Source organism: Mucilaginibacter sp. P25, assembly GCF_050859465.1.
Classification (GTDB): Bacteria; Bacteroidota; Bacteroidia; order Sphingobacteriales; family Sphingobacteriaceae; genus Mucilaginibacter; species Mucilaginibacter gossypii.
In genome coordinates this window covers 5,699,887-5,724,605 of record NZ_CP193937.1, presented here as the reverse complement: position 1 = coordinate 5,724,605, position 24,719 = coordinate 5,699,887, and the positions used below count along the sequence as shown (strand labels likewise).

The window sequence follows — 24,719 nt, the reverse complement described above, 5'->3', positions numbered from 1 at the left end:
TCATGAAAAAACTAATCTTCTCACTTATGGCTTCGTTACTAACGGTTTCGATAGCTTTTAATGCTTCCGCGCAAACTGTAACCCGCAATGTATCCGGTTATAACGGTATTGCCTGTGGTGGCCCGTTTAACGTATTTATTAAAATTGATGGAACCGAAAGCCTGAAACTTGATGTTGACGCCAATGTAGTTGATGATATTAAAACTGAAGTAGAAAACGGCATATTAAACGTTGAATTTAAAGATCACTGGAAAAATCATCGCAATATGCAGCGAGCCAATATCTACATCACCGCCAAAAGCCTTGGATACCTTGCTAACAGCGGTTCAGGAAATGCAACTGTTGATGGTACGATGACTGCCGAAAATGCCAAAATTGCGTTAAGCGGTTCGGGAAATATAAAAACTGCTGTTAAATCAGGTACTTTGGACCTGAAAATCAGCGGATCGGGTTCAATTGATGTTAAAGGTAGTACCGGTATGGCCGACTGTCGTATTTCAGGCTCGGGAGAGATTAACGGTAAATCATTGAGGACGGAAACTGTTGAAGCTTCAATTGCAGGTTCAGGAAATATCAATTTGATTGCCAGTAAAACAGTTTCTGCGCGTATTTCTGGTTCAGGAAGTGTTGTATATTCCGGTACCGCAACAATTGGTACAACCCGTTACGCGGGATCAGGCAGGGTTAGCAAAGCTGATTAAAACCTGGTTAACTTACTATATAGAAAGACTGCTTCTTCAGAGCGGTCTTTTTTTGTCATTGGTGTATCGAATTAAAAGTATTTATCGTATTGATAGGTAAAACCTTCACTTTATGATTAAGCCTGTATTGATATTTAAGAATTTAACTGTTTGCCTGTTGCTATCGGTTTTGTTTTCTCTTGGCGCCTGTAAAAAAGACAAGGCGCAGCAACCCGTCCAAAAAAATACATCCCTTTTTGGCCAGTGGTATATTCCGGTTAAAGAAGGGGAACAAGCGCGTTATTTAGTATTCTCGTCGGATAGTACTTTTATTTTGGCCGATGTAACTTATAAAAATGGTAATTCAACAACGGTTCAGTACACCGGGAAATTTCATACTAAAGGGGATGGATTAAACATTGTTATCGCAAAAAAATGGTAAGTGAAGGTAGTAATGTTATCAGTACCGATCCTTCTAATGCTCAATTTTATACCAATTCGGCATTTGTTGTAGACAATTATAAATTGACCATAAACTATAAAGACAATACCGGGGCTGCTATGAAAAGTATTTTTTCAATGGTACTTCAGGATAAAGTTATTTGATTTAGTTTTGTTTTTTAGGCACCCCGGTCGGGGTGTTTATTTGTTTTATACTTTATCAATTTCGCCTGACACCCGGTACGCCGAGCGGATACATGACTCCATAGATAAGTACCGGCAAATATCAATTCACATGGCCGGGGTAAACCCTTTGCCTTGGCCCTTTAGTTTAATCGCCTGGTATATCATAATTACAATAAATAATACCAGCATGATCAAAAGCCCCATTTTTACTACAGGAGAGTCAGGCCCTTCAGCCAGTGGTTGTTCAACTGGGAGCCTGGTGAGCGTTTCAACTACGGCAGGTACTAATGAGAAAAATAAGGTGGCTGTCATGCCTATAGTTTGTACACAATCGGCCTTGCTGCCAAAAATGCGTAGGTAGGGCGCATAGTAAACAACAGGCAGTAATATTAAAATAAGAAACGAGAGGTTGTGGGCACTGCTCAGGTGACCGGTTTTCATAACCAAAAATGAGGATAAACAGGCCAGCACGGTAAAAACACCGTAAAGCCTGCCGTTTTTTGTTTTAGGGGCGATTTTCCCGTCCTGAAACAATGCAATAAAACCAATGGCAACTCCCACAAGACTTATGGCTGTATGAATAACTCCTAATGTTGATAAATGATTTGGCATAACAGTGATTTTTAAGGTTAATAATATTTTTAAAAGTGATTTGCTTAAGAATAAACAGGATTTATCAATACTTATGCCTTTTTGTTATATTATTGATAATAAGTTGTTTGTAATCTGTTTGACTTTGAAATGACGAAATCTCGTCACGATTTGCCATTACTAACGGAATACAGCAATTGTGAGTTATAAAACAGTAAAACAAACTTATCTGCGGCGTTAAGGTTAGTTAAAATAGTTGCATGCTAAATCTGAAACAAATGTTGAGCATTTATTATAAGATCTGGGTTGATGCCGTTACGCAGGAAAGGACGAAGAAAGGAGAAAATGTCAAGTATTGGAAGGCATTTACAATTATCCCCTTGTGTTTGATTCAGGGGTTAACCTGCTAACATTATTGTTTGTCCTTCGTTTTTTAAACGGTTATGATCTGATTTTTGATGGCAAAAAGTACCATGCCTGTTCTTGATTTAAGCCCAAACTTTTGAAATAACGATTCGCGATAATTATCAATAGTATGCGGGCTCAGGTTCATTCTCGTCGGCAATTTGCCTGTAGGTAAGTTCAGAACAGCTTAGTTTCAGAAATGTAAGTTCATTGGAGGTAAGCTCTTTGGATTTATCGACGGGTGTGTTTTTATTTTGCATGGTATAAAGCAATTTGCCGCTTACCAGTTCATTTAGATAAAAGCCGTGCTTTTGGATAGTTTGCATCGCATAAACTACGTCTCTTATCTTCGATTCCTTAAGCATATAGCCAACAGCTCCGTTCTTAAGCATGTTTATAATAGGTTTATCATCGTCAGACATGCTTAACGCCAGCACTTTTACTGTAGGGTGATTTTCACGTAACCAGGCGGTAGCCGCGTAACCATCCATTACCGGCATAGTTATATCCATCAATATAATATCAGGTAAGGAGGTTTTTTTAGCTTGCTGATCATATCCTCTCCATTTTCGGCGTCGAAAAGGATATTGATCTCTTTAAAATCGCCCAGTAAGCTGATCATTCCCTGTCTAAATAAGGTATGATTATCAATTATGGCAATTTGTACAGGCCCGGTAAATGTTGAAGTGTGCATTAATATTAGGTGTATATGTTAACTGATGTTAATCATATTGCCAAAGTAAAAAAAATAATGAACTTATATTTCATTTTACCATGCCGTTTAAAGCAAAAAAGGGTGGTTTCACCCTTTTTAGTTCTTAATTGTCAAGCGAGATTTGGGTTGTTGAAAGAAATATGCCCGACTTTTAATTTGCACTGCTGATAAAATAAATATTCAAGTGCTTCGAAGAGGCGTTGGCATATTGAAATTACAGTTCAAAACTATATTAACTGAATTTAAGGAAGCCCTAAACCTTTTTTCTCAATTATTTAATATGGATATTTAGCCCATTATAAGAGCCATCGGCTTTGGTAATGGGCTATTTCTTTTACAGCCGCCTGTCTTCTTCTTTGATGGGCAGGTCATTGATGCTGGCATAGCGCTTTTGCATCAGGCCGTTTTTGTCAAACTCCCAGTTCTCGTTTCCATAAGCACGAAACCATTGGCCTTCAGCATTATGATATTCGTACTCAAAACGTACTGCAATACGGTTATCTGTAAAGGCCCACAGTTCTTTTTTTAATTTATAATCGAATTCTTTTTCCCATTTGCGGGTTAAAAATTCCACTACCTGTTGGCGCCCGTTTACAAATTCCGAGCGGTTGCGCCATTCGGTGTCAATGGTATATGCTAAAGAAACCCTTGCCGGGTCTTGGCTGTTCCAGGCGTCTTCGGCTAATTGCACTTTTTGGGTGGCTGTTTCAAAGTTAAATGGCGGTAATGGCAGCTTTTGTTCCATGATGGTAATAATCTGATTTGATATATCAAAGTTAAGACGATGCGGGGTTATTTAATGGTACTATTCAACGTTCCTTTGGTATTATGTTTTCTTTTTTAAATTTAAATAGCCCCTCTTAACCAATTTATTACCTGTTAATCATGAAAGCCAAAAGTACCAAACCAGTTGTCCTTGCCGACTCGGCAGGGGTAGACAGTTACATGCAAAAGCTTGATCATCCATTGAAGGAGGTGTTAGGAGCGCTGAGAAAAATTATCCTGGCTATTGACGATGAAATTGGCGAGCATATCAAATGGAATGCACCGAGCTTTTTATATATCGGGGAAATGAAACCCTTTGATCCTAAAGAGTATAAAAGATATATTATCGTTTCGAACGTGTACCAAAAAGATTGTATCAGACTGGTATTCCCCTCAGGGGCAAAGATCAATGATACATCCGGTTTGCTTTCCGGCGATTATGCCGACGGCCGCCGGTTGGCTTTTTTCACAATATGGAAGAAGTTAAGGCAAAAGAAGAAGCTTTGCGAAACGTTGTAAAAACCTGGTTGACTTTGCTGGATAAATAAAAGGAGAGAGCTATGATCAAATTTATTCAGCACATAAAAGAACTTAACGTTGGAGCTGTTAAAGTGATGATCGAAAAAGATCACGGCTGGCTTACCTGGGCTGAAGATAGCGGTAAAAACGCACTTCATTACCTGTGTGGTATTGAAATCGCAAAACGTCCTGCAAAAGCCGAAGAAAGTTTGATCATGCTTAAGCTATTGCTGTCAAAAGGCATGGATATCAATTCAAACCACCGGATAAAAGAGGAATGCAGCTTTTTTCCGGCCAGCCCGCTTTGGTATGCTTATACCCGCGGAAGAAATAAGCTGTTATATGAATATTTGCTGGCTAATGGCGCCAATCCCGAGCATTGCATGTATGCCATAGCCTGGTATAATGATGTGGAAGCCGCCGGTCTGTTTAAAAGCTATGGTGCACAAACAGACCCGGGTGCTGGAGATGACAGCCCGTTTATGGCCGCATTCAACTGGAAACGCTTTGAAGTGGCCGAATGGTTTTTAAGCAATGGTGCCGATGTGAATTTTTCCGATAAATACGGGAATACTGCACTTTTTTATGCGGTGAAACGAAAGTACAAACTGGATCAGATCAGGTTGTTGCTGAAATATGGCTCCGACTATAATATAGAGAATAAACAGGGGATATCAGCTAAGAAATTGGCAGAAAAAAATAATCAGACCGGGGTTTTGAAGTTGTTTACGTCTTGAGTTGAATAATTATTCTTATAATGAATGTCTAAAAAGTAGTGTTGACCCGGGGCTTTTTTTAATTGCAATAATCGGGTAAGAAATGATTATAGGCATGTTTTTAAGCATGTGGCTCATAACAATATTTGAATCTCAGTACTCCATAGCTGTGTCCTGTTTTTAGCGCCCATTATAAATTGCTGTTGATTCTGTAGGTGGCTCCTAATCTACGTGTAAACATCGCCATTTTAGTATTCGCAATCTGCCCATTTTATTTAATTTTGCCGAATGGATTTTATCATAGAAGCGGCCGTAAAAGCAGTCAAACAACTATACCAAACTGACATTGAACTGGCTGCCGTTAGCATACAGGAAACCCGTAAGGAGTTTGAAGGACAAGTAACCATTGTAACCTTTCCGTTTACCAAATTTTCGCGCAAAGGCCCTGAACAAACCGGTACCGAAATAGGGGAGTATCTTAAACACGAATTGAAGGAAGTTGACTCCTTTAATGTGATTAAAGGCTTCCTTAATCTTTCTATAACCGACGAATACTGGATCGGTCGTTTATATAACAACATTACTGCCGATGATTTTGCGGTAGCAAAGCCCAACGGACAAAAGGTAATGGTAGAGTATTCATCTCCAAATACCAACAAACCACTGCACCTTGGTCATATCCGCAACAACCTGTTGGGTTATTCAGTTGCTGAGATACTGGCTGCTGATGGTTACGAGGTGATCAAAACCAATCTGGTTAACGACCGCGGAATCCATATCTGTAAATCTATGCTGGCCTGGCAAAAGTTCGGCAATGATGAAACACCTGAATCATCAGGCATGAAGGGCGATCACCTGGTAGGTAAATATTATGTGCTGTTTGATAAAGAACTGAGGGAACAGCTTAAACCTGTTTTGAGTCAAGTTTACGAGAAGCATGACCTTTCGGCCTTTAAAGAAAATCAGAAGACCAAAATAGAGGACTCGTTAGCTACCATAGCAAAGGTTAAAGAAAAACGTGCTCAAACCGACGAGGTAAATCAGAAGCTTATTGGCGAACTGGACGATAAAATTGCCGGCGAAGAAGACAAGATCAAAGAGATAGCCAAAAATGCTACTCCTATCATGATCGAAACCCAGCAGATGCTGCAAAAATGGGAAGCAGGTGATGAAGAGGTAATGAACTTGTGGAGAACCATGAACGGTTGGGTGTACGCTGGCTTTGCCGAAACCTACAAGCAACTGGGTGTTGATTTTGATAAATACTACTACGAGTCTAACACTTACCTGTTAGGTAAGGATATTATTGAAGAAGGTCTTGCAAAAGGCGTATTCTTTAAAAAAGCAGATAACTCGGTTTGGATAGACCTTACCTCAGAAGGCCTTGACGAAAAACTGGTGCTTCGTGGAGATGGTACATCGGTTTACATTACCCAGGATATGGGTACCGCACAGTTAAAGTATAATGATTACCAGATGGATAAGTCTATCTATGTGGTAGGCAACGAGCAGGATTATCACTTCAAGGTGCTGTTCCTGATATTGCAGAAGTTGGGAAAAACAGGTGCAGATGGATTGTTTCATCTATCATATGGTATGGTTGATCTTCCATCTGGCAAAATGAAATCGCGTGAAGGCACAGTGGTTGATGCTGATGACTTGATGGCCGAGATGGAAGCAACCGCTAAAGAGCAAACCGAAGCCATGGGCAAGGTTGATGCGTTTAACGAAGAAGATAAGATTGCATTATATCATACCATTGGTATGGGCGCACTTAAATACTTCCTGTTAAAAGTCGATCCAAAAAAACGTTTGCTGTTTGATCCTAACGAATCGGTAGATTTTCAGGGACATACCGGACCGTTTATTCAATATACCCACGCCCGTATTAAATCGGTATTAAGCAGGGCCGATTATAATGCTGAGCTTAAACCCATAGTAACTGAGCTGGCAGGTGTTGAACGCGACTTAATTGTATTGCTTGATAAATACCCCGAAACGGTTAAGGAAGCTGCAAAAGGTTATAGCCCGGCAGTAATAGCCAACTATATATATGAACTTGCTAAAACATATAACAAGTTCTATCATGAAAAGTCGATCTTACAGGCCGAAGATGAGGATTCAAAACAATTCCGTTTGGCTCTATCTGCATCATCAGCCAAGGTGATCAGCAAAGGTATGAAGCTTTTGGGGATTGAAGTGCCTGAGAGGATGTAATTGCCCCTAACTCCCTAAAGGGGGAACGAGCGCGGTTAAAAGAAAAGCCTTTAGCAGATAAAATTGCTAAAGGCTTTTCTGTTTTAAAACTCTCCTTTTAGGGGGCCGGGGGCGGAGATTATCTCCAATATCCCCTTACCCAAACATATCCCCGATTGGTTGGTTGCCAATGTCCCTGAACATATACCCGGTTATATCTTGGCCTTGCATAAAAGCCCTGGCGGTAAACGTAATGGTTACCGCGCCAAACCCATTCGCCGGGTACCCAGACAGCATTAGGGTAGGGTGCTACCGGACAGAACATACACCGGTTCAACCGGCTGCTCTGTTACGTAGGCCTGACTTGAGCATGATGCAAATAATGAGCCTGTTAAGGCAAGTACTATTCCTAATTTAGCAATGGTTTTCATTTTTAGATGTTTTTAGTTGTTCAGTATAATAACTATTGACAACATCCAACATCGAAAGTTTAACGGCGCTTAGGCCATGAATTTATCGGCTACAACCAAATCTTTGCTGCCTGCGGTGTATTTATAAAATCCACTGCCTGTTTTAGCTCCCAAGTGCCCTGCGGTTACCATATTTACCAGTAGTGGGCATGGAGCATATTTGGGATTGCCAAAACCATCATGCAATACCTTCAAAATAGCAAGGCAAACATCCAGCCCGATGAAATCGGCTAATTGCAGTGGTCCCATTGGGTGTGCCATGCCGAGTTTCATCACTGTATCAATTTCCTGTACGCCGGCAACGCCTTCGTATAAGGTATAAACAGACTCATTTATCATCGGCATTAAAATGCGGTTGGCTACAAAGCCTGGATAGTCATTAACCTCAACCGGATCTTTGCCCAAAGTGCGCGAAAGTTCCATAATGGTTTCGGTAACGGCATCAGTAGTGGCATATCCCCGTATTACCTCAACGAGCTTCATAACCGGCACCGGGTTCATGAAATGCATGCCAATTACGTTGCCTGGATGCCTGGTAACCGAAGCAATTTTAGTAATAGAGATAGATGAGGTATTGGATGCCAGTATTACGTTTTCATTGCAAATTTCGCTGAGCTGTTTAAACAGTTTTAGTTTTATTTCCTGGTTTTCGGTAGCAGCTTCAATTACAAGGCCGGCATTTTGAGTGCCTTCGGCCAAATCTGTAAAAACACGGATACGGTTCATCGTTTCTGTTTTCGCCCCTTCGGTGATGGTGCCTTTTTTTACTTGCCTGTCGAGATTGTTGCTGATGGTTTGTAAAGCCTTGCTCAGGGCATCGTCGCTGATATCCACCAATGATACTTCAAAGCCATATTGCGCGAAGGTGTGGGCAATGCCGTTGCCCATAGTGCCGGAGCCAATTACAGTAATGTTTTTCATAGTATTTGTTTACGAAACCGGCAAAACATCGGTTTATATAATCTGCCGGTATTACAAGGTAATAAACTTACCGGCCTCTTTAACAGTTTTTTTGTTGATAGTTTTAAACTCAGGGATCTGTCCCAGATCGGCAACTTCTGAATAATCGAGGATATAGCTTTTTGAATAGATATCCTTATCACCGTTAAAAATTACCCCCATAACAGGAATGCCATATTTTTTTAATGCATGTAAGGAAAGCAGGGTATGATTAATACTGCCTAAATAGTGTTTACTTACCAGTATTACCTTTGCATTAAGCTGTTTAATAAGGTCGATAATAAGAAAGTTATCATTCAACGGTACCATAAGGCCACCGGCGCCCTCAATAATTAGCTGGTTATCAGTTTTAGGCAGAACGATGTTTTCCAGGTCGATAGTCACTTTATCAAGGGCGGCAGATTTATGAGGGGAGAATGGCTGAGTTAAAGCATAGGCCTCCGGGAAAAACTGGGTAACCGGATTTGAGATAAGGTTTTTAACTTTCAGTGTATCGCTGTTATCAAGGTCGCCCGATTGTATGGGCTTCCAATAGTCTGCGTTTAGTTTTTCAGTTAAAATAGCCGAAACCAGGGTTTTACCTATTCCGGTATCAATACCGGTAATAAATATCGGTTGCGTATCAAGCATGTAGTAATATAAATTTGTTAAGAGTTACAGCCAGCAAAGTTACTTCATTTTCCGTATTAAAGCTGTGCAGGCAAATCCTGATCCGCTCGGTGCCCTGTGCAACCGTAGGGCTTAAGATGGGCCGCACATCAAAGTTGTTCATTTGCAGTTGTTTAGCCGCTTCCCTTGCCATTTCATTGCTTTTGAGTACGATACATTGAATAGCGCTATCACTATTTAGTAAAGTGAAATTTTTGCCCGTGTTTACTTGCTGTTTAAACAGGTCAATATTCTTTTTCAGGCTGATGGTAGCTTCGCGGGAATCTTCTAATAGCTGATAGGCCATTTTTATAGCTGCCAGCTGGTGGAAAGGTGCTGCAGTAGTATAAATAAAGGAACGAGCAAAATTGATTAGATATTTTCGTAAGGTATTACTACCGAGCACTACAGCCCCGTGACTGCCCAGTGCCTTGCCAAATGTTATTATACGGGCAAAAATCCTTTGTTGTAAACCAAGTTCGCAAACCAACCCTTTGGGATAAAGACCTACAGCATGTGCCTCATCAACTATGAGGGCGGCATTATATTTTTCAGTGAGGCTGAGGATTTCAACAAGGGGAGGAGTATCTCCGTCCATAGAATACACGCTTTCAATAACCACATAGCAATTGCCCTTGGCCAATTTTAATTTAGCTTCTAAACTCTCCAGGTCATTATGCCGGAAGCTATAGCGATTGGCATAGCTTAATCTTGCGCCATCGATGATTGACGCATGCACTAACTCATCTAAAATTATGGTATCGACACGCTGGGCAAGCGATGACAGTAGTCCCAGGTTAGCATCATAGCCCGAATTAAAAAGCAGGCCCGCTTCACTTTGGTGATAGTCAGCTATTTGATTTTCCAGGTCTTCGGCATATCGGATGTTGCCCGATAGCAGTCTTGACCCGGCTGCACCGTTTAAGCTAAGCGGATTGGTGTTTACTTCCTGAGCGATGCTTTGCTTTAAAACTAACGAACGGGCAAAACCGAGATAATCGTTTGAACAAAAGTCAGCCCTACTGTTTTCGGGTTTCAGTTCACGGTAGTTGCCAGCTTGTTGTCGCTCCTGCAGTTTGCGTTTTAAAAAATCTTCGGCTGGGTTCAATGTGCTTCGTTTTGTGCAAAAATAAAAAAAGCGACCATTGGTCGCTTTTTTCTATGTGATAATGTTTACTGGCCACCGCCGCCCTGGCGCATACGGTCCATTCTTTCTTTCATTGCCTTATCGTAAGCCGCAGCTTGTTCGGCTGTTAAAATAGCTTTGATTTTGGTGTTGGTTGCTTCCATCATTGGGCGCATCGCAGAGCGCATCGCATCCCTGTCGCCATTGGCCGCAGTACGTACGCTATCCATTTTAGTTGCCTGCTCTTTGTAAACCGCAGTGATCTTGGTTGTTTGATCATCCGTTAATTTAAGCTGGGTTTGCAATTCTTTTGCTCTTTCTTCCGGGCTTCTTCTCATGCCACCCTGTGCGTAGCTGGCTGCTGAAATTCCTAAAAGGAAGCAGCACATTAACAATAATTTTTTCATAGCTTTTTAATTTAATTTACGTTTTATCAGTATGATAAAGATAGATCGTAATGGTTTAAAAAAGCCGATGTAACTTAATTGTTGCCTTGCTGTAAGTTAGATATAGATCGTTGCATCTGGGCCATCATTGCTGTAAGGCTTTCCATGGTAGGCTCCGGTGACGGTGATGGCAATTGGGTGGAGATATAACCTTTTGCTTTCCACAGTTCCAGTACATCCTCGCCCGATATTTCATAAGGTTCGTAAACGGGGTTATCAGAAATAAGCTTTAGCTTTTTGTTCTCTTTAAATTTATTGCCAATGCGTTTGTAAACCACGCCGTCATTTTTAGATATTACTACATAGGTTTCGCCGCTTTTTACATCGCCCCAGTTTTCTACGTATTCACCTATTATAATAGTGCCCGATACAAGCGGAAGCATGGAGTCGCCTTTGATCTCAAAAGCTCGGTAAGTACCCTGTTTAAACATAGGCAGGTAAAACTTCGGAAGCTGTGCCACGTATTCAGGATCGGCATAACCATTAAGGTAACCGGCGCTGGCCTTTACAGGTACCATTTCTATATTTTCATTTTCTTCCTTATCAACAGAAATACTCAGGATTCGCAGGTTAGCAGGGTTGCCTTTTGGTTTTGGCTGCCATTTTTCGTTGATGGTTTCGTTGATGAAGTCATCAATAGTAACATCAAAATAGGTTGCTAATGTTTTTAGTAAGTCGTATTTAGGGTCGGCCCGGTCTTCTTCGTATGCGCCTACTAATGAACGTTTTATACCTAATTCTGTCCGCAAATTGCTGCTGCGTTAAACCCTTCTTTTTGCGGAGAAACTTAATATTTTGTGAAATTATTGACATAAAATTTGGATTTGCTAAATTTATTAGTAATTTTATGCTCATAAAGTTAGTAATAATTATCTGTTCACCAAATTTTTTATCATAAAATGAAACGTTTTGTTTATATCATTACCGACAGAAACCGTAAAAATCTGCATGTAGGCTTATGTTCAGACCTGATGAAAACCATCCAGTTTTACAGCGAAATGCCAACTTTGTTTTTCGATAATGCGCAACATCTTAACCGTTTGGTTTACTTTGAGGAGATCAATACCGAAGAACAGGCTATGGAACGTTTTAAAGTGGTGAGCACTTATACCCGTCCGCAAAAAGAAAAAATGATCAGATCTGTTAATGCCGACTGGATAGATTTGACCATTGGGTTAAAATATGAGCAGGGCTTACGTGTAAGGCCGCAGCTACGCCCGTCATTAAATGCGAACCGCAGGGTTATGGCTTTTTAATAAATTTTAAAGCCCCTGAGTTCATGCAGTACCTTTTGCCGCCGCGGTTGGCAGGCCCGTCATTAAATACGTGGCCAAGGTGTAAGCCTGTACTTTTTTCAATAACTTCATCACGGCTCATGCCGTAGCTGTTATCAGTAATTATTGCTACTTTTTCCGAGTCGACAGGTTTAACAAAACTTGGCCAGCCCGTACCGCTATCAAATTTGTCGTCGGAGGTGAATAGCGTGTCGCCGGTTGCGGCACTTACGTAAACACCTTTTTCATGATTGTTCCAATACTCGTTCTGATAGGGTGGCTCGGTGCCGCTTTCAACCATAATGTGATATTGGTTGGATGTAAGTACTTTTTTCCATTCAGCGGCAGGTTTGCTCAGTTTGCGTTTAGTATCCTGTCCATTGGTATTTTGGCATCCTAAGGCCGTAAGGATGCTTAAAGCTATCACTGTTAAGATGAGTGTTTTCATAACCCATTATGTTTTGATGTTATCTTAATTATAGATGCTGCCTTTTTATTGTCGGAAACTACTATATGCTATAACTCAAATACGTAATTTTATTATATGAGGATTGTCATTTGGCAGTCTGTTTATATGAGCTTCTTTTTAGGTACCAGTACTTTATTTACCAGATGTACTATGCCGTTGTTTTGTTTAATATCAAACTGACTGATCGTACTTTTACCTCCATTGCCATCAATCAAAACGATATTGCTGTTGCTATCTATTTTAGCGAATAATTTACCGCCCGAAAGTGTGGTAAATGTGGCTATGCCTTTTCCTTTATTGATCTTTTTCTGAATGTCTCTTGCCTTTAGCTGCCCGGCAATGGCGTGATAGGCTACTAAATCTGTAAGTTCCCAAATATGCGCAGGTTTGGCAAGGGAGTCGAACTTACCGGTAGGCATGTCGCTAAACCCGCCATCAACCGGTACAAATACGGTGATAGGCCCGCGGCTTGTGTAAGTGAGTGCGAGGTTTGTTTTTTGAATGAAAAAATAAAATGTATGCGTATTGGGCGCTACAGATATGTTTTTTACAATATCATTGGCAGGAATCATTGTTGTTGTATTACTGCTTTTGCTGCCGGTTTGGGCCAGCAATAATGCCGGGCAAAATACAATGGATATTAACAGCAGTAACTTTTTCATAGTGTGTAGGTTATAGGTTAAACATACAAAATATAAATAGGTTTTAAAATGGATAGCCAGCTTGTAGATTATAAGCTACCTTTGTTAACCTATGGAAATCTTCCCTACGCAATACTCAACCTTATCATCAAAAGCACTAAATATAAAACTTCAGGAAAGTTATGGTTTAAGCCATACAACATGCCGGTTATTGATACGCAATGTGAGCGACACTTATATTATAGAAAATACAGCCGAAAAGTACATTTTTAAGATTTACAGGGATGCGCACCGAAAGCTGGAAGAGATCAAGGGCGAGGTAGAGCTGTTAACTATCCTGTTTGAAAAGGGCGCCAAAGTATCAAGGCCAATTTCTGATATATGTGGCGAAATGTTGCAGGTTTTCAATGCTGCCGAAGGGATTCGTTATGGCGTGTTGTTTTCGTGGGCACAGGGAGGTGTTGTTTCTGCTCTTAGTGAGCAACATCTTGAAGTAATAGGTATGGAGATGGCAGCCATACATAACATTGCCTCTTCAATTGAACTTAGCCATCAGCGTAAAGCATACTCAATGAATACGGTTATAATTGATCCCATCAAAGTTATTGAACCTGCATTTGCCGGACTTGAAAACGAGTATGAATATCTGAGAAATACTGCTCTCGATGTAATCGGCCAATACAACCAATTTGACGGGGAGTTCAGCTGTGGATATTGTCATTTTGATTTTCTCCCTAAGAACTTTCATTTTACCAACGCAGGTGAGATCACTTTTTTTGATTTCGATTTTGCAGGGAAAGGATTATTAGCTTACGATATCACCTCTTTTTTTATTCACTATTTTATGGAGGTTACCTACGGAAAAATTACAGAACAACAGGGACGCGATGCATTCAAAGCCTTCATTGCAAATTACCGTAAAGTTAGGCCATTATCAGATAAAGAAATTAATGCCATTCCATATTTAGGATTCGGCTTTTGGGTATTTTATCTTGGTTTCCAGTATGAAAACTTTGATGACTGGTCAAATTTCTTTTTCGGGCCAAAATTTTTAAAGGATAGGGTCGCGCTAATTAAAAAATGGATGGAGACAGCTCATCTTTTATTGTCATAGCTTATTGTTAGGCAATATAAAACAGAAAAGCGGCTGCATAGCCGCTCTTCTGTTTTATCATCGTAATAAGTACTATTACCAACCTGGTGTAAAACCTAAACCAAACAACGGTTTTTTAACATCGCTGCGGTTAAATGGAACAGCCAGGTAAGGCTCTAATATAAAAGCACCAAATACGTTAATTCGCAGGGAAATACCGGCACTCAATGCCGGTACCCGACCGTAAATGTTTTGTGTTGTAGTAGTGCCGTCAGAATTTATAAAGTCCTGCTGACCAATCACCGGCGGATCTTTCTGAAAATAGATATGATCACCAGAATTCCAGGCTAAACCTGCATCAAAAAACAAGTTAAGATCGGTAAACAGGAATTTGGATTTAATAGCAGCCAATTTTTCGGGACCGGTAAATGGCAAGCGCACCTCAAAGTTAAATACAGCCAAACGACTGCCTGATAATTGGTCGATAGTAAAGCCGTTGGTTGTAGCCTTACCGTTATTATAAAATGTTTGCCCTTCGTAACCCCTGATATAAAAAGGATAACCCACAAATAATGGATAAAGCCCTTTATCATCGCCGAAACGGCCTGTAGCAAAGAACCTGGCCGCAAAGGTTACCGGTGCGGTACGTACGTATTTCCTTACATCAATTGTTGGTGCAAAGAACTTATAGGTGCCGAAATTATAACCGGCTTCCAGCCTGTACCTGAAACCATTTAACGGTGCTGTAACACCAAAAAATGAGTTGTCGCCAATTAGCGCGGTTGAAAGCGTTAAAATGGAATATGATTTTAAGTTATAGAAATAAGTGGAACCGTAGTTTTGATTAAGGGTTGCAGACTCTTCTTCGTTAGGGATTTTTTCCTGTCAGACGTAATATAATTACCTATGCCGATTTGCTGTTTGCCATTTACTACTGCAGTATCAAGCAGGTAATAATCGCTGTAACGGTCAACACGGTAATAGTTGTGTGAGGCTGCTCCGCTCACTTCAAAGCGTGTTGTCCTGGAAATAGGGTATGAGGTAAACACCCTGCCCGCATCCTCAAAATTGCGGATAATGTCAATGTTATCAGAATAAACGGTTTGATTTTTACCGCCCACATTCCTTACCGGGTAGGTGGTTGTATTGAAGCCGAACTGGTAAGGGATGTGAGAAACGCCCACACCAAGGTTCCAGCGGCCGGTTTGGTTTACATAAGTTACCGCAGCGCCTGAATCATAGATCTGCCCGTTCACCGATGCTGCTGCAAAGATCTGGTTGCGGCCCAAAATATCACTAAATACGCCCTGGATCCCGCTTGAAAGACTTGTGCCATAGAAGTTACTTACACCAACACCAATGCCGCTTCCTGCAAGGTAATCGAGCTTGAATTTTGAGCGAAACGGAATAGCCTTAACCGAATCAGTCGGGATTTTACGATAGGCCAAAAAGTTGTTCAGGTTAGAGTTGATCAGGTCGACGCCAACGGAGCGGTTTGGCGGCAGCGTGCCTGCTGCAAAGTTGACTTCACCCGGCTGCACAACAACAGGAGTAAAGTCGGACGCTTTGGCGTTATAAATGGAATATTTTTGCGCACGATAGTAAGAGTAAACCACGTCATCATGATTGGAAATACTTAATGCTGGTGAATATTCCGTAATGCCAGAGATGCCCGTGAACAGGTTTGTCATTTGTTCTATCTGACCCGACGCGATAGTATAGCGGTAAAGGTTACGGAAGCCATCACGGTTTGACAGGAAGTAGATCTGCTTGCCATCGGCTGAGTATTGCGGGTTCAGGTTGTTAGCGCCGTTAAAAATTTTTATGTCGGTTACCTTTCCCGTTGCCAGATCAAGTTCGGCAAGGTTGAAAGGGATGTCCTGTTCAAGGCTTTGGTCATAGGTGGTCCTATCGCTTGAAAAAATGATCTTTTTACCATCCGGCGAATAGCTTGGTTGGTAATCAGAAAACTTATCGTTAGTAAGCTGCGTAATCTTTTTGGTATCGAAGTTATAAGAATACAAATCGCTCTGCCCTTCAACCAATCCCTGGAAAACAATATCCTTGCCATTGGGCGACCATGAAACGTTACTGAACTGACCTACCTGCTCCATCGAAATATCGTCAATTACATTGCCGCTTTTCAGGTCAACTACATCGAGCCTGTTACGCCCTTTGCTAAATACACTAAATGCGAATTTAGTTCCATCGGGCGACCATGCACCTGCCGATTCGATGAAGTTAAACTCATCAATATGGGTGTTGGATACCTTACTCGTGAGTTTTCGTAATATGCGCCCCGATTTAGCATCGGCCAAATAAAGATCAATACTGAATAAACTTTTGGCCGATAGAAAGGCAACATATTTACCATCGGGACTAACGGACGGGGCAACCACAAGGTCGCCACCGTTTTTACTGTCAACCAGTTTGATGCCTTTAGGTGTTTGAGTGGTATCCTTTAAAAAGGGTTTATAGGTAGCCTCAATAGAATTTTTCCAAAGGCGGGAAAGGGTTCGGTCATCATAACCAAACGTACGCCTGATGCCATACTCTAAACCAAATTTAGCCGCGTTTTTAAAGAAGGGTATTATAACCGTATCACCATAAGTTGAGCCTATGAACGACCAGAATGCCTCGCCATAACGATAAGGGAAGTATTTGCTGCTTTCGGTAAGATCACGAACGGTAGGGATATCATGGTTCAAATATGCGTCACGCATCCACATGGCTGTATAGCTGTCCTTTTTACCTAAGGACAGGTACTCGGCCATACCCTCTATCATCCAAAGCGGAATGTTGTTTATATTTTCATATTCGGACGAGATCATGCCCCAGCAATAAACGGTACTGGAAAGCGTGTACCAACTCGTGCCCGATAACGTGCCTCGTGGTTTGGTTAGTTTCCATCACCGGCATTACCACCCGATTTTTAAGGCCTTCGGTAACACCGCCGGTACCTACACCGATCTCGCCATCAATAGCGGTTGTTTGCTGAAAATCGGGATGGTTGGCATATAGTATTATTGGATTGGCATGCTTAAATGTGTCCCTGAAAACCTGTTGATGGAGCGTATACCAAAGTTCACTTTCCTGGGCAAAGCGTTTTACCATACTATCATTTTTCAGGTAATAGTAAATCTCGAAGTGAGGGGTTTTATAAACGTTAAATTTAAGGTTTTTGTACCTCACCTTGTTTTGGCCAAAATATTGCGCCCTGGCATTGATGCTTATCAACAGCGAGCCGACAAAACAAATGAATATAATAGTGTGCTTTTTAACTCTATTGAAAAGTGAGTAAACTTTATTCATATATTATTTAACTAAATAGATATGGCTAATTTAATAAAATAAGGTTGTTCTTAGTTCAAAAAACAACCTTATTCATTTTCTCTTCACAGTATGAAAAAAACGCCTCTACCTGTTTACCGTTGGTTATTAGGCGGTGTGCTTTCCGGGTTTTCCGGATTGTTTTCCTGTACAGGTGTTACGCCCGTTGTATCAATAGGGTTGCTTATGCTATCAGTTGAAGTTGTATCTTCTTCAATATGCGGCGATGGGCAATTATAAGTTTTGGTGATCTTGGTCCATGGTTTGGGGAATGGTCCGTAAGTATAACCTAACGACTGATCGGCATATACTTTTTCCATAAACCTGCCGAAGATAGGCAACGCCGTATGTGAGCCTTCGCCGGTTTCGGATGTGGTAAAGTGTACTGACCGGTCATCAGCACCAACCCAAATGCCTGTTACCAGATCTTTGGTGATACCCATATACCAGCCATCCACATAATCGGATGATGTACCGGTTTTGCCGCCTATCTGGTTGTCTTTTTTCCAAAGGCCGTTGTATTCCCACAGCGCCTGTGAGGTTCCGCCGGGTTCTTCCATCCCCCACGGAACATGTAAAGCATCAGCCAGGCAGTTTCCTCGCTTAACACTTTCTCGGTTTTAAGCTTAAACTCCTGTATCACATTGCCTTGCTGATCGGTGATTTTAGTGACCAGCAACGGATCCAATTTTTCGCCTTTGTTAAGAAACGTACTGTAAGCTCTAACCATTTCATAAACCGAAACATCATTTGAACCCAATGATACCGACGGAACTGACTTCAAAGGGCTTTCGATGCCGCAGCGGTGAGCATATTCCACAATTTTATCCCAGCCCACTTTTTCGGTTAGTTGTGCTGTAATGGAATTTACAGATTTACCCATAGCCCAGCGCAGTGACATTTCACGATAGGAGAAATGGAAGTCGGCATTGTTAGGCTCCCAAACTTTGTCCTCGCCATTGTCTTTGTACTTGATGGATACCGGCTTGTCGGTAAACTTATCGCAAGGGGTAAAGCCATTATCAAGCGCTGTTAAATAGGCAAATGGCTTAAAGGTGGAGCCTGCCTGTCTGCGGCTTTGGTTTACGTGATCGTAATTAAAGAAACGATGATCGATACCACCAATCCAAACTTTTATTTTACCGGTTGATGGCTCCAGTGTCATCATGCCGGTGTTCAGGATCTTAGCGTAATATTTTATAGAATCTATAGTAGAAAAAGTAGTGTCCTGTTCTCCGTGCCAGGTAAACACAGTCATCCGCTTTTTCGTTTTAAAGTAACCCTGGATCTTTATCGTATCACCGCCGTATTTTTTTCAAGTAGCTTGTAAATAGGAAGCCTTTGTTCGTTTTTGAGAATGAAATCTTTGATCTCAACGCCTTTTGAATCGCGCCACGGATTTTTGTTTCCCCAAAGGTTATAGAAGCGTTTTTGTAGCATCTTCATTTTTTCGGTAACAGCTTCTTCGGCATATTGCTGCATCTTTGAGTCGATGGTGGTGTAGATCTTCAGACCATCCTCATAAAGGTTATAATCATTTTCCTTACACCATTTGTCCAGCCATTTCTCAACGGCGCGGCGCAGGTACGAATCGCCGTGGGAGTCGTCTTCAACATAACTCAGGTCGAGCCCGAGGGGTAACGCGACGTTACTTTTATACTGGTCGGCAGTGAGGAACTTGTATTTTTCCATCTGTCCCAATACCGTATTGCGCCTTTCGGTAGCACGCTGCGGATTTTTAATGGGATTGTAGCTCGATGTGGCTTTCAGCATGCCAATAAGTAGGGCTGATTCGGAAGGATTTAAGGTGCCTGGCTGCTTATTAAAATACTTTAACGATGCTGTTTTAATACCGTACGAATTATTGCCGAAGGGCACGGTATTGAAGTATAACGTCAATATTTGCTGCTTGTTGTAAACGTGCTCAATTTTAAAAGCGGTAAGCCACTCCTTGCATTTATAAACAATAGTGTGCAGCACCGGGATATGCTTAATGACGCCCTGCGATTTCTTTTTACGCGTTTCAAAAAGGTTTTTGGCTAACTGCTGGGTTATGGTACTGCCGCCGCGGCGGTCGCCTTTGGCTGTTGAGAGCACACTGGTAAAAAAGGAGTAAAAATCTACTCCGCCATGACTGTAAAACCGCACATCCTCAGTTGCCACAAGGGCGTTTATGAGGTTGGGGGAGATCTCTTTAAATTCAATTGGTGAGCGGTTCTCCTTGTAATACTGGCCTATAAGTTTGCCATCTGCAGTGTAAACTTCCGATCCTACCGAAAGTACCGGGCTTTTAATGTCCTGCATGTCAGGTGAGTATCCGAAAAGCCAAAGGAAATTAAGCTCAATAGAACAAAAGAAAATAATTACGAAGTAAATGAATATGACAAAATATCTCAGAAACCGGTTGCGTATACGTCTGAACATTGGGTAAAAAATGTAAAATTATGACACTATATCATAGTGCAGTTTAACAAATATAAACAACGTAAAATAGACAGGTAAATTTTAGGTTAACGCTGGCATAATACATATTTATGATGTGCAAAGTACACAATAAATAAATCAAAAGCTGTTTGGATAAAAAAATCGCCTGTTGAAGGTTGCAACGTATATTTGAAATCAAGTTGCTAAAACTTTAATGTTGTTTTTGTACTTTGTATGGATATCTATTTATATGAAAAGTTTGACAGAGCAATTTAAGGTACCAAGTAATACCAAATTTTCGCTGAGTGATCATGATCCTGCATTTAGCTATGGTTACGAAAAAGAAGATGCCGGGTCTGTTTTGGATGAACTGATAGCTGAAACGTCTAAATTGGAGGCACAACTGTATGCCTCAAATAGTTATTCATTGCTTATTATTTTTCAAGCGATGGATGCTGCCGGAAAAGACAGCGCTATAGCGCACACCATGTCGGGCATAAATCCTCAGGGGTGCCAGGTTTACAGCTTTAAACAACCCAGTTCAGAAGACTATGATCACGACTTTTTGTGGCGGCATTACAAAGCCCTGCCCGAAAGAGGGCGTATTGGTATCCATAACAGGTCGCACTATGAAAATGTGCTTGTCGTTAAAGTCCATCCCGAACTTGTTTTAAAGGAAAATAATCCAACGATAAAGCAAGTAAAGGATATTGACAAGCAGTTTTGGGAGCAACGATATGAGAGCATCCGCAATTTTGAAAAGCATATCTGTAACAGCGGCACTGTTGTGATCAAATTTTTCCTGAATGTTTCAAAACAGGAGCAAAAGAGGCGGTTTTTAAAGCGAATAGATAACCCCAAAAAAATTGGAAGTTCCAGGCCGGCGATATTGCGGAACGGGAGCATTGGGATGAGTATATGAAAGCTTATGAAAAAGCCATTAACGAAACCGCTACAGATGATTGCCCCTGGTATGTTATCCCGGCTGATAAGAAATGGTTTACGCGCATCGCGATATCAACTATAATTAGGGATACCTTGAAAAAGTTGAGGCTGGAGTTCCCTGTTTTGCCTAAAGACGAGAATGGAAAAACTACAGGAGGCTAAACATTTGTTAGAAAAGCAATAACGGAAATCTTAAGACTTACGAAGTTTTTGAAACTTCGTAAGTCTGCGATGGCATTCTGAATCTTAAATACCCGAAAACATATTTTGTGCGGGCTCTCCAATAAGCGGCATCGGTTTTCTTTCGCCATTAACAGCACCAATTAAGCCGATAACCCATATGATCAGTAAGCCTAAACGTATAATCCAAAGGATTGACGCACCTATGAATATTCCTGATGTTACAAAGGCCATGCCTATAATAAAACCGGCAAGCCATGAAATTACGATTGAAACCAGGTGAAACAATAGTGTTTGTCTCATCTGGTAGGCTGCCAGCGGTGTTTTATTGTTGGTTTATAATGCAAAATAGGCAATAAGCCACCCGATAAGTGTAAAATAACTAATGATGCCGGCGGTCTTCCGTCGTCAGAGGTAGGTTTGTAATTTTCCATGTGTGGTAAAGTTTTTTGTATAAAGCTAACCGTTTAAAAATGAAATAGTTTTATTCATTTTTAAATGATTAGCTATGGCAAAACTTCAATCATTTGCATATACACACATCTAAAATCACTCCACGGTTATCTCATCAGCAAAAATGTAGGACTGGCTGCCTTTATTCTCATGCCAATCTGGAAGCGGGCCGTATTGCTTGGCTATCAGTTTAATATAACGGGCATTGGTGTTTAACGGCGCGGTAAATTCCTGGGTTTGCACGTTGGTATCTTTAATATCAACTTTGGTGTTAACGGTGGTCGCCAGTTTGTAAGTTTTGCCATCATTTGATGTCCAGAACTGTACATATTTAGGGAACACAATCCAGGCGCGGCTATCCTGCAAGGTACTGACGCTGATTTGTTTGATGGGTTTAACGGCGCTCATATCAACAATGGCTATAAAATCCTTTCCCTGGTAACCCTGCCAATTGCCTAAACGCCAGTTGGTAGTGCCGTGCTGTCCATCAATTAATGATTCATCGCCTTTTGCTGCGTAATTAGGCAGGTATTTATTCAGTATAGTTAGCTTAATATCGTTGCGGAGTTTGATGAAACTTGCCTCATCAACAAAGCTGCTTTTGCCCTCCTTTATCGCGATAGCTTTTACCGTGATATTATCGCTAATAGTAATTGGCTGTGTATAAGGCGTTGACGATGCAGTAGGAGCAGAGCCATCGAGTGTGTAATAGGTTTTTGCATCGGTATCCTGATCTTTGATTTCAAGGCTGAAAGGCTGTTTGAATGATTTAGCAGGTGCAATGATATATGGGTTAGAAATAATCAGGTTATCCGTAATTTTTGAAACAGGTTTTTCCGGGTCCTGGGTAAAGATCTTATTAGCCAGCCTGCCGGTAAACACTTCAAAATCCCCGCCTTTGGTAATATCATCGTAGTTGATAAAAAGCTTACTGTATACCTTTTTATCAAGGTTCATGCCTTGCAGATAGATATTGCTGCGGGTAATGCCGGCGCCGGGGTTGATAATGCTGAATTTTTTGCCGTTCTCCAAATTGATCACTGCCTTATCAAACTGCGGGATACCAATCTGAAAATCCTGCTGACCGGGTGCAATGTTGTAAATTCCTAAAGAACTCATCACATACCAGGCCGACATTTGCCCGCAATCCTCATTACCGGCTAAACCATCAGGTTTGTTGCTGTATTCTTCCCGCAAAATACGGCTCACATAAAACTGGGTTTTATCCGGCGAGTCGGTAAAATTATATAAGTACGCCATGTGATGACTTGGTTCGTTGCCATGTGCGTATTGGCCTATCAATCCGCTTACATCGGGAATGTCACTGCCGCTAAGTTTTGATTGTGTACTGAACAATTCATCGAGCTTGTTTTCAAATGCCTGTTTGCCTCCCATTTTATCAATCAGTGTTTCTACATCGTGGGGTACCAGGAACGAATACTGCCAGGAGTTGCCCTCGGTATAATTGCTGTTGATCTCTGCAGGGTCGAAAGGCTCAAACCAGCCGCCGTTAGCACGTGCCTGCATAAAAGTATTCTGGTTGTTGAAAACATTTTTCCAGTATTGTGCCCGCTGAATGTATTGGGTATAGTCGTCGGTTTTATTGAGCATTTTTGCCATTTGAGCTATACACCAATGGTCATAAGCATACTCCAATGTTTTAGACACAGACGCATCTTCTTCGTCTGATTGAACTGCTCCGTTTTTGCGATAATTATCCAGCCCAAACTGGTTACGGTTTACGGCGGCTTTCATGGCGATAAAAGCTTTCTCGGCATCAAAATCACGAATGCCCTTCGCGTAAGCATCCACAATGACCGGGATTGAATGATTGCCGATCATGCAATAAGTTTCGGTACTCGCAAGCGGCCATATCGGTAATAAGCCGCCCTGATCATACATCGCCATAAAACTCTTGATAAAATCGAGCGTGCGCTTGCGGTCTATCAGCGTAAGCAGCGGGTTCTCGGCCCGGTAGGTATCCCATAAGGAAAACACGGTGTAGTAATCAAATCCCTGAGCTGTATGTACCTGTTGATCCATACCACGGTATTGCCCATCCACATCACTGTAAATATTGGGGGCAACCATGCTATGGTATAAGGCGGTATAAAATATGGTTTGTTTGATTTTAGCATAATCGGGCTGCACCACTTTTTAGCAGGAGGAGCATAACTGTATGGGCTTGTTCCGCCTACGGGTTGGGTTTGGGTTGCCGGGGCCGGTGCGCCGCCCTCAACCTGAATTTTATTCAATTCATGGTTCCAGGCTATTTTGGCATCTTTCTGAATTTTTTTAAAGTCGAAATCAGGTATTTCTGCATCCAGGTTTTTTAAAGCACCTTCGGTGCTTACCGACGAGATACCCACCTTGCTGATTACTTCGCCGGGATTATTAAACTGCAAAAACAACTTTACATTTTTGCCCTGTGCTTTGCTTTGGCCATTTTGTACCTCGTTATTTAAAGCAATACCGTAAGTTTTAAAAGGCTTTGAAAACTTAGCGTAAAAATATACCTGCTGTTTGTCGGCCCATGATTTCGACATACGGAAACCACGTAATTCATGATCATTTACTACTTCTATCCATGAATCCAAAACCTCATCGCGGTGCTGCAGATCGATAATAATATTTGCCTTATCGGTTGACGGGTAAGTGTAGCGATGCATGCCTACACGGGTAGTTGCAGTTAGCTCAACGCCAATATTATATTTATCGAGCAGTGTTTTATAATAACCTGGTGTAGCACTCTCATTTTTTTGCTAAAGTGCGACCGATAATCTGTGTTTTTAAATTTAGGATCGCCGGTGGTTGGCATAAACAATACATCACAGTAATCAGGGACACCGGCACCGCTCAGGTGCGTGTGCGAGAAACCATATACCAGGCTATCGGTATAATGATAACCGGAACAGCCATCCCAACCCTCCAACCGGGTATCCGGACTAAGCTGTACCATGCCGAAAGGCATCACCGCACCGGGATAAGTATGCCCATGTCCGCCAGTACCTATAAATGGATCAACCAGTTGGGCGTAGTCTTTTTC

The 24,719-nt window shown here is 41.4% G+C and carries 30 protein-coding genes and 3 pseudogenes; 9 read left to right on the top strand and 24 right to left on the bottom strand.

Going from position 1 to position 24,719, the window contains the following annotated elements; all coding sequences use genetic code 11:
* The first annotated feature begins 2 nt into the window (after nt 1–2).
* The 3 genes from ACRQ5D_RS28830 (at nt 3) to ACRQ5D_RS28820 (ending at nt 1,286) form a co-directional block, all read left to right on the top strand.
* Nucleotides 3–701 carry a head GIN domain-containing protein gene (locus ACRQ5D_RS28830; protein ID WP_143020672.1) on the top strand — a complete coding sequence of 233 codons (699 nt, stop codon included), beginning with the start codon at nt 3–5 and terminating at the stop codon, nt 699–701.
* A gap of 112 nt (nt 702–813) precedes the next feature.
* Entirely contained in the window at nt 814–1,122 is a 309-nt protein-coding gene (locus ACRQ5D_RS28825; RefSeq protein WP_432327416.1) for a hypothetical protein, read from the top strand.
* Nucleotides 1,116–1,286, top strand: a complete 171-nt coding sequence (locus ACRQ5D_RS28820; protein ID WP_432327415.1) for a hypothetical protein — start codon at nt 1,116–1,118, stop codon at nt 1,284–1,286. The genes ACRQ5D_RS28825 and ACRQ5D_RS28820 overlap by 7 nt, the downstream gene beginning before the upstream one ends.
* A gap of 126 nt (nt 1,287–1,412) precedes the next feature.
* Here ACRQ5D_RS28820 and ACRQ5D_RS28815 read toward each other — a convergent pair whose 3' ends face one another.
* From ACRQ5D_RS28815 to ACRQ5D_RS28795, 5 genes are all read right to left on the bottom strand, one after another.
* On the bottom strand, nt 1,413–1,919 hold the full coding sequence (locus tag ACRQ5D_RS28815) for a hypothetical protein (RefSeq protein WP_091162574.1): 507 nt from the start codon (nt 1,917–1,919) through the stop codon (nt 1,413–1,415).
* A 412-nt stretch (nt 1,920–2,331) separates the two neighbouring features.
* Entirely contained in the window at nt 2,332–2,451 is a 120-nt protein-coding gene (locus ACRQ5D_RS28810) for a LuxR C-terminal-related transcriptional regulator (RefSeq protein ID WP_431198563.1), read from the bottom strand.
* Nucleotides 2,426–2,815, bottom strand: a complete 390-nt coding sequence (locus tag ACRQ5D_RS28805) for a response regulator (RefSeq protein ID WP_431198562.1) — start codon at nt 2,813–2,815, stop codon at nt 2,426–2,428. The genes ACRQ5D_RS28810 and ACRQ5D_RS28805 overlap by 26 nt, the downstream gene beginning before the upstream one ends.
* Nucleotides 2,815–2,997 carry a hypothetical protein gene (locus tag ACRQ5D_RS28800; RefSeq protein WP_431198561.1) on the bottom strand — a complete coding sequence of 61 codons (183 nt, stop codon included), beginning with the start codon at nt 2,995–2,997 and terminating at the stop codon, nt 2,815–2,817. The genes ACRQ5D_RS28805 and ACRQ5D_RS28800 overlap by 1 nt, the downstream gene beginning before the upstream one ends.
* A 355-nt stretch (nt 2,998–3,352) precedes the next feature.
* Entirely contained in the window at nt 3,353–3,763 is a 411-nt protein-coding gene (locus ACRQ5D_RS28795) for a DUF1348 family protein (RefSeq protein WP_091162576.1), read from the bottom strand.
* Nucleotides 3,764–3,903: 140 nt separating this feature from the next.
* On the opposite strand from ACRQ5D_RS28795, the gene ACRQ5D_RS28790 reads away from it, so the two are divergent.
* From ACRQ5D_RS28790 to argS, 3 genes are all read left to right on the top strand, one after another.
* Nucleotides 3,904–4,302, top strand: a complete 399-nt coding sequence (locus ACRQ5D_RS28790; protein WP_431198560.1) for a DUF1801 domain-containing protein — start codon at nt 3,904–3,906, stop codon at nt 4,300–4,302.
* Nucleotides 4,303–4,343: 41 nt separating this feature from the next.
* Nucleotides 4,344–5,039: an ankyrin repeat domain-containing protein gene (locus ACRQ5D_RS28785; RefSeq protein ID WP_091162578.1), complete on the top strand. Its 696-nt coding sequence runs from the start codon at nt 4,344–4,346 to the stop codon at nt 5,037–5,039.
* Nucleotides 5,040–5,306: 267 nt separating this feature from the next.
* A complete protein-coding gene (gene argS / locus ACRQ5D_RS28780; RefSeq protein ID WP_091162579.1) occupies nt 5,307–7,235 on the top strand; it encodes an arginine--tRNA ligase in 1,929 nt (642 codons plus the stop codon).
* Nucleotides 7,236–7,353: 118 nt separating this feature from the next.
* On the opposite strand, the gene ACRQ5D_RS28775 is transcribed toward argS, so the two are convergent.
* From ACRQ5D_RS28775 to ACRQ5D_RS28745, 7 genes and pseudogenes are all read right to left on the bottom strand, one after another.
* Nucleotides 7,354–7,539, bottom strand: coding sequence for a hypothetical protein (locus ACRQ5D_RS28775; RefSeq protein WP_432327412.1), 186 nt, complete (start codon nt 7,537–7,539; stop codon nt 7,354–7,356).
* Nucleotides 7,511–7,645 (bottom strand): hypothetical protein, encoded by a 135-nt coding sequence (locus tag ACRQ5D_RS28770; protein ID WP_432327410.1) that lies wholly within the window; start codon nt 7,643–7,645, stop codon nt 7,511–7,513. The genes ACRQ5D_RS28775 and ACRQ5D_RS28770 overlap by 29 nt, the downstream gene beginning before the upstream one ends.
* A gap of 69 nt (nt 7,646–7,714) precedes the next feature.
* Entirely contained in the window at nt 7,715–8,605 is an 891-nt protein-coding gene (locus ACRQ5D_RS28765) for a 3-hydroxybutyryl-CoA dehydrogenase (protein ID WP_091162581.1), read from the bottom strand.
* Between the two features lie 51 nt (nt 8,606–8,656).
* Complete coding sequence (bioD, locus tag ACRQ5D_RS28760) at nt 8,657–9,274, bottom strand: dethiobiotin synthase (RefSeq protein ID WP_091162582.1); 618 nt, start codon at nt 9,272–9,274, stop codon at nt 8,657–8,659.
* Nucleotides 9,267–10,400 (bottom strand): aminotransferase class I/II-fold pyridoxal phosphate-dependent enzyme, encoded by a 1,134-nt coding sequence (locus ACRQ5D_RS28755; RefSeq protein ID WP_091162583.1) that lies wholly within the window; start codon nt 10,398–10,400, stop codon nt 9,267–9,269. Before ACRQ5D_RS28755 ends, bioD begins: the two co-directional genes overlap by 8 nt.
* A gap of 65 nt (nt 10,401–10,465) precedes the next feature.
* Entirely contained in the window at nt 10,466–10,825 is a 360-nt protein-coding gene (locus tag ACRQ5D_RS28750; protein ID WP_091162584.1) for a hypothetical protein, read from the bottom strand.
* A 74-nt stretch (nt 10,826–10,899) separates the two neighbouring features.
* Nucleotides 10,900–11,677, bottom strand: a pseudogene (locus ACRQ5D_RS28745) (XRE family transcriptional regulator).
* Between the two features lie 86 nt (nt 11,678–11,763).
* Here ACRQ5D_RS28745 and ACRQ5D_RS28740 point away from each other — a divergent pair.
* Nucleotides 11,764–12,120 (top strand): nuclease, encoded by a 357-nt coding sequence (locus ACRQ5D_RS28740; protein WP_091162585.1) that lies wholly within the window; start codon nt 11,764–11,766, stop codon nt 12,118–12,120.
* Here the strand turns inward: ACRQ5D_RS28740 and msrB are convergent.
* Nucleotides 12,107–12,586 (bottom strand): peptide-methionine (R)-S-oxide reductase MsrB, encoded by a 480-nt coding sequence (gene msrB, locus ACRQ5D_RS28735; protein WP_091162586.1) that lies wholly within the window; start codon nt 12,584–12,586, stop codon nt 12,107–12,109. The two genes, ACRQ5D_RS28740 and msrB, sit on opposite strands and share 14 nt — an antisense overlap.
* 122 nt (nt 12,587–12,708) lie before the next feature.
* Nucleotides 12,709–13,269 (bottom strand): fasciclin domain-containing protein, encoded by a 561-nt coding sequence (locus tag ACRQ5D_RS28730; RefSeq protein WP_091162587.1) that lies wholly within the window; start codon nt 13,267–13,269, stop codon nt 12,709–12,711.
* Nucleotides 13,270–13,360: 91 nt separating this feature from the next.
* On the opposite strand from ACRQ5D_RS28730, the gene ACRQ5D_RS28725 reads away from it, so the two are divergent.
* On the top strand, nt 13,361–14,362 hold the full coding sequence (locus ACRQ5D_RS28725; protein ID WP_091162588.1) for a phosphotransferase enzyme family protein: 1,002 nt from the start codon (nt 13,361–13,363) through the stop codon (nt 14,360–14,362).
* 75 nt (nt 14,363–14,437) lie between these two features.
* Here the strand turns inward: ACRQ5D_RS28725 and ACRQ5D_RS28720 are convergent, their stop codons facing one another.
* The 6 genes from ACRQ5D_RS28720 to ACRQ5D_RS28695 all read right to left on the bottom strand — a co-directional run bounded on the left by ACRQ5D_RS28720 (nt 14,438) and on the right by ACRQ5D_RS28695 (nt 19,975).
* A complete protein-coding gene (locus tag ACRQ5D_RS28720; protein WP_432327407.1) occupies nt 14,438–14,908 on the bottom strand; it encodes a hypothetical protein in 471 nt (156 codons plus the stop codon).
* A 242-nt stretch (nt 14,909–15,150) separates the two neighbouring features.
* Nucleotides 15,151–17,172, bottom strand: coding sequence for a DPP IV N-terminal domain-containing protein (locus ACRQ5D_RS28715; protein WP_432327405.1), 2,022 nt, complete (start codon nt 17,170–17,172; stop codon nt 15,151–15,153).
* Nucleotides 17,153–17,653, bottom strand: coding sequence for a hypothetical protein (locus ACRQ5D_RS28710; protein WP_431198554.1), 501 nt, complete (start codon nt 17,651–17,653; stop codon nt 17,153–17,155). Before ACRQ5D_RS28710 ends, ACRQ5D_RS28715 begins: the two co-directional genes overlap by 20 nt.
* A gap of 113 nt (nt 17,654–17,766) precedes the next feature.
* On the bottom strand, nt 17,767–18,231 hold the full coding sequence (locus tag ACRQ5D_RS28705) for a hypothetical protein (protein ID WP_432327403.1): 465 nt from the start codon (nt 18,229–18,231) through the stop codon (nt 17,767–17,769).
* Nucleotides 18,159–18,929 carry a penicillin-binding transpeptidase domain-containing protein gene (locus ACRQ5D_RS28700; protein ID WP_432327401.1) on the bottom strand — a complete coding sequence of 257 codons (771 nt, stop codon included), beginning with the start codon at nt 18,927–18,929 and terminating at the stop codon, nt 18,159–18,161. Before ACRQ5D_RS28700 ends, ACRQ5D_RS28705 begins: the two co-directional genes overlap by 73 nt.
* Before the next feature lie 32 nt (nt 18,930–18,961).
* On the bottom strand, nt 18,962–19,975 hold the full coding sequence (locus tag ACRQ5D_RS28695) for a transglycosylase domain-containing protein (RefSeq protein ID WP_432327399.1): 1,014 nt from the start codon (nt 19,973–19,975) through the stop codon (nt 18,962–18,964).
* A 334-nt stretch (nt 19,976–20,309) separates the two neighbouring features.
* Here ACRQ5D_RS28695 and ACRQ5D_RS28690 point away from each other — a divergent pair.
* Nucleotides 20,310–21,202, top strand: a pseudogene (locus tag ACRQ5D_RS28690) (polyphosphate kinase 2 family protein).
* Between the two features lie 84 nt (nt 21,203–21,286).
* Here ACRQ5D_RS28690 and ACRQ5D_RS28685 read toward each other — a convergent pair.
* The 4 genes and pseudogenes from ACRQ5D_RS28685 to ACRQ5D_RS28670 form a co-directional block, all read right to left on the bottom strand.
* The gene (locus ACRQ5D_RS28685; protein ID WP_091162591.1) at nt 21,287–21,523 is read right to left on the bottom strand and encodes a hypothetical protein; all 237 of its coding nucleotides are present in this window, start codon (nt 21,521–21,523) and stop codon (nt 21,287–21,289) included.
* The gene (locus tag ACRQ5D_RS28680) at nt 21,520–21,654 is read right to left on the bottom strand and encodes a hypothetical protein (RefSeq protein ID WP_431198553.1); all 135 of its coding nucleotides are present in this window, start codon (nt 21,652–21,654) and stop codon (nt 21,520–21,522) included. The genes ACRQ5D_RS28685 and ACRQ5D_RS28680 overlap by 4 nt, the downstream gene beginning before the upstream one ends.
* 115 nt (nt 21,655–21,769) lie before the next feature.
* The gene (locus tag ACRQ5D_RS28675; RefSeq protein WP_432327396.1) at nt 21,770–23,764 is read right to left on the bottom strand and encodes a GH92 family glycosyl hydrolase; all 1,995 of its coding nucleotides are present in this window, start codon (nt 23,762–23,764) and stop codon (nt 21,770–21,772) included.
* Nucleotides 23,765–23,952: 188 nt separating this feature from the next.
* A pseudogene (locus ACRQ5D_RS28670) lies at nt 23,953–24,644 on the bottom strand (hypothetical protein); the annotation flags it as partial.
* Between the last annotated feature and the right edge of the window lie 75 nt (nt 24,645–24,719).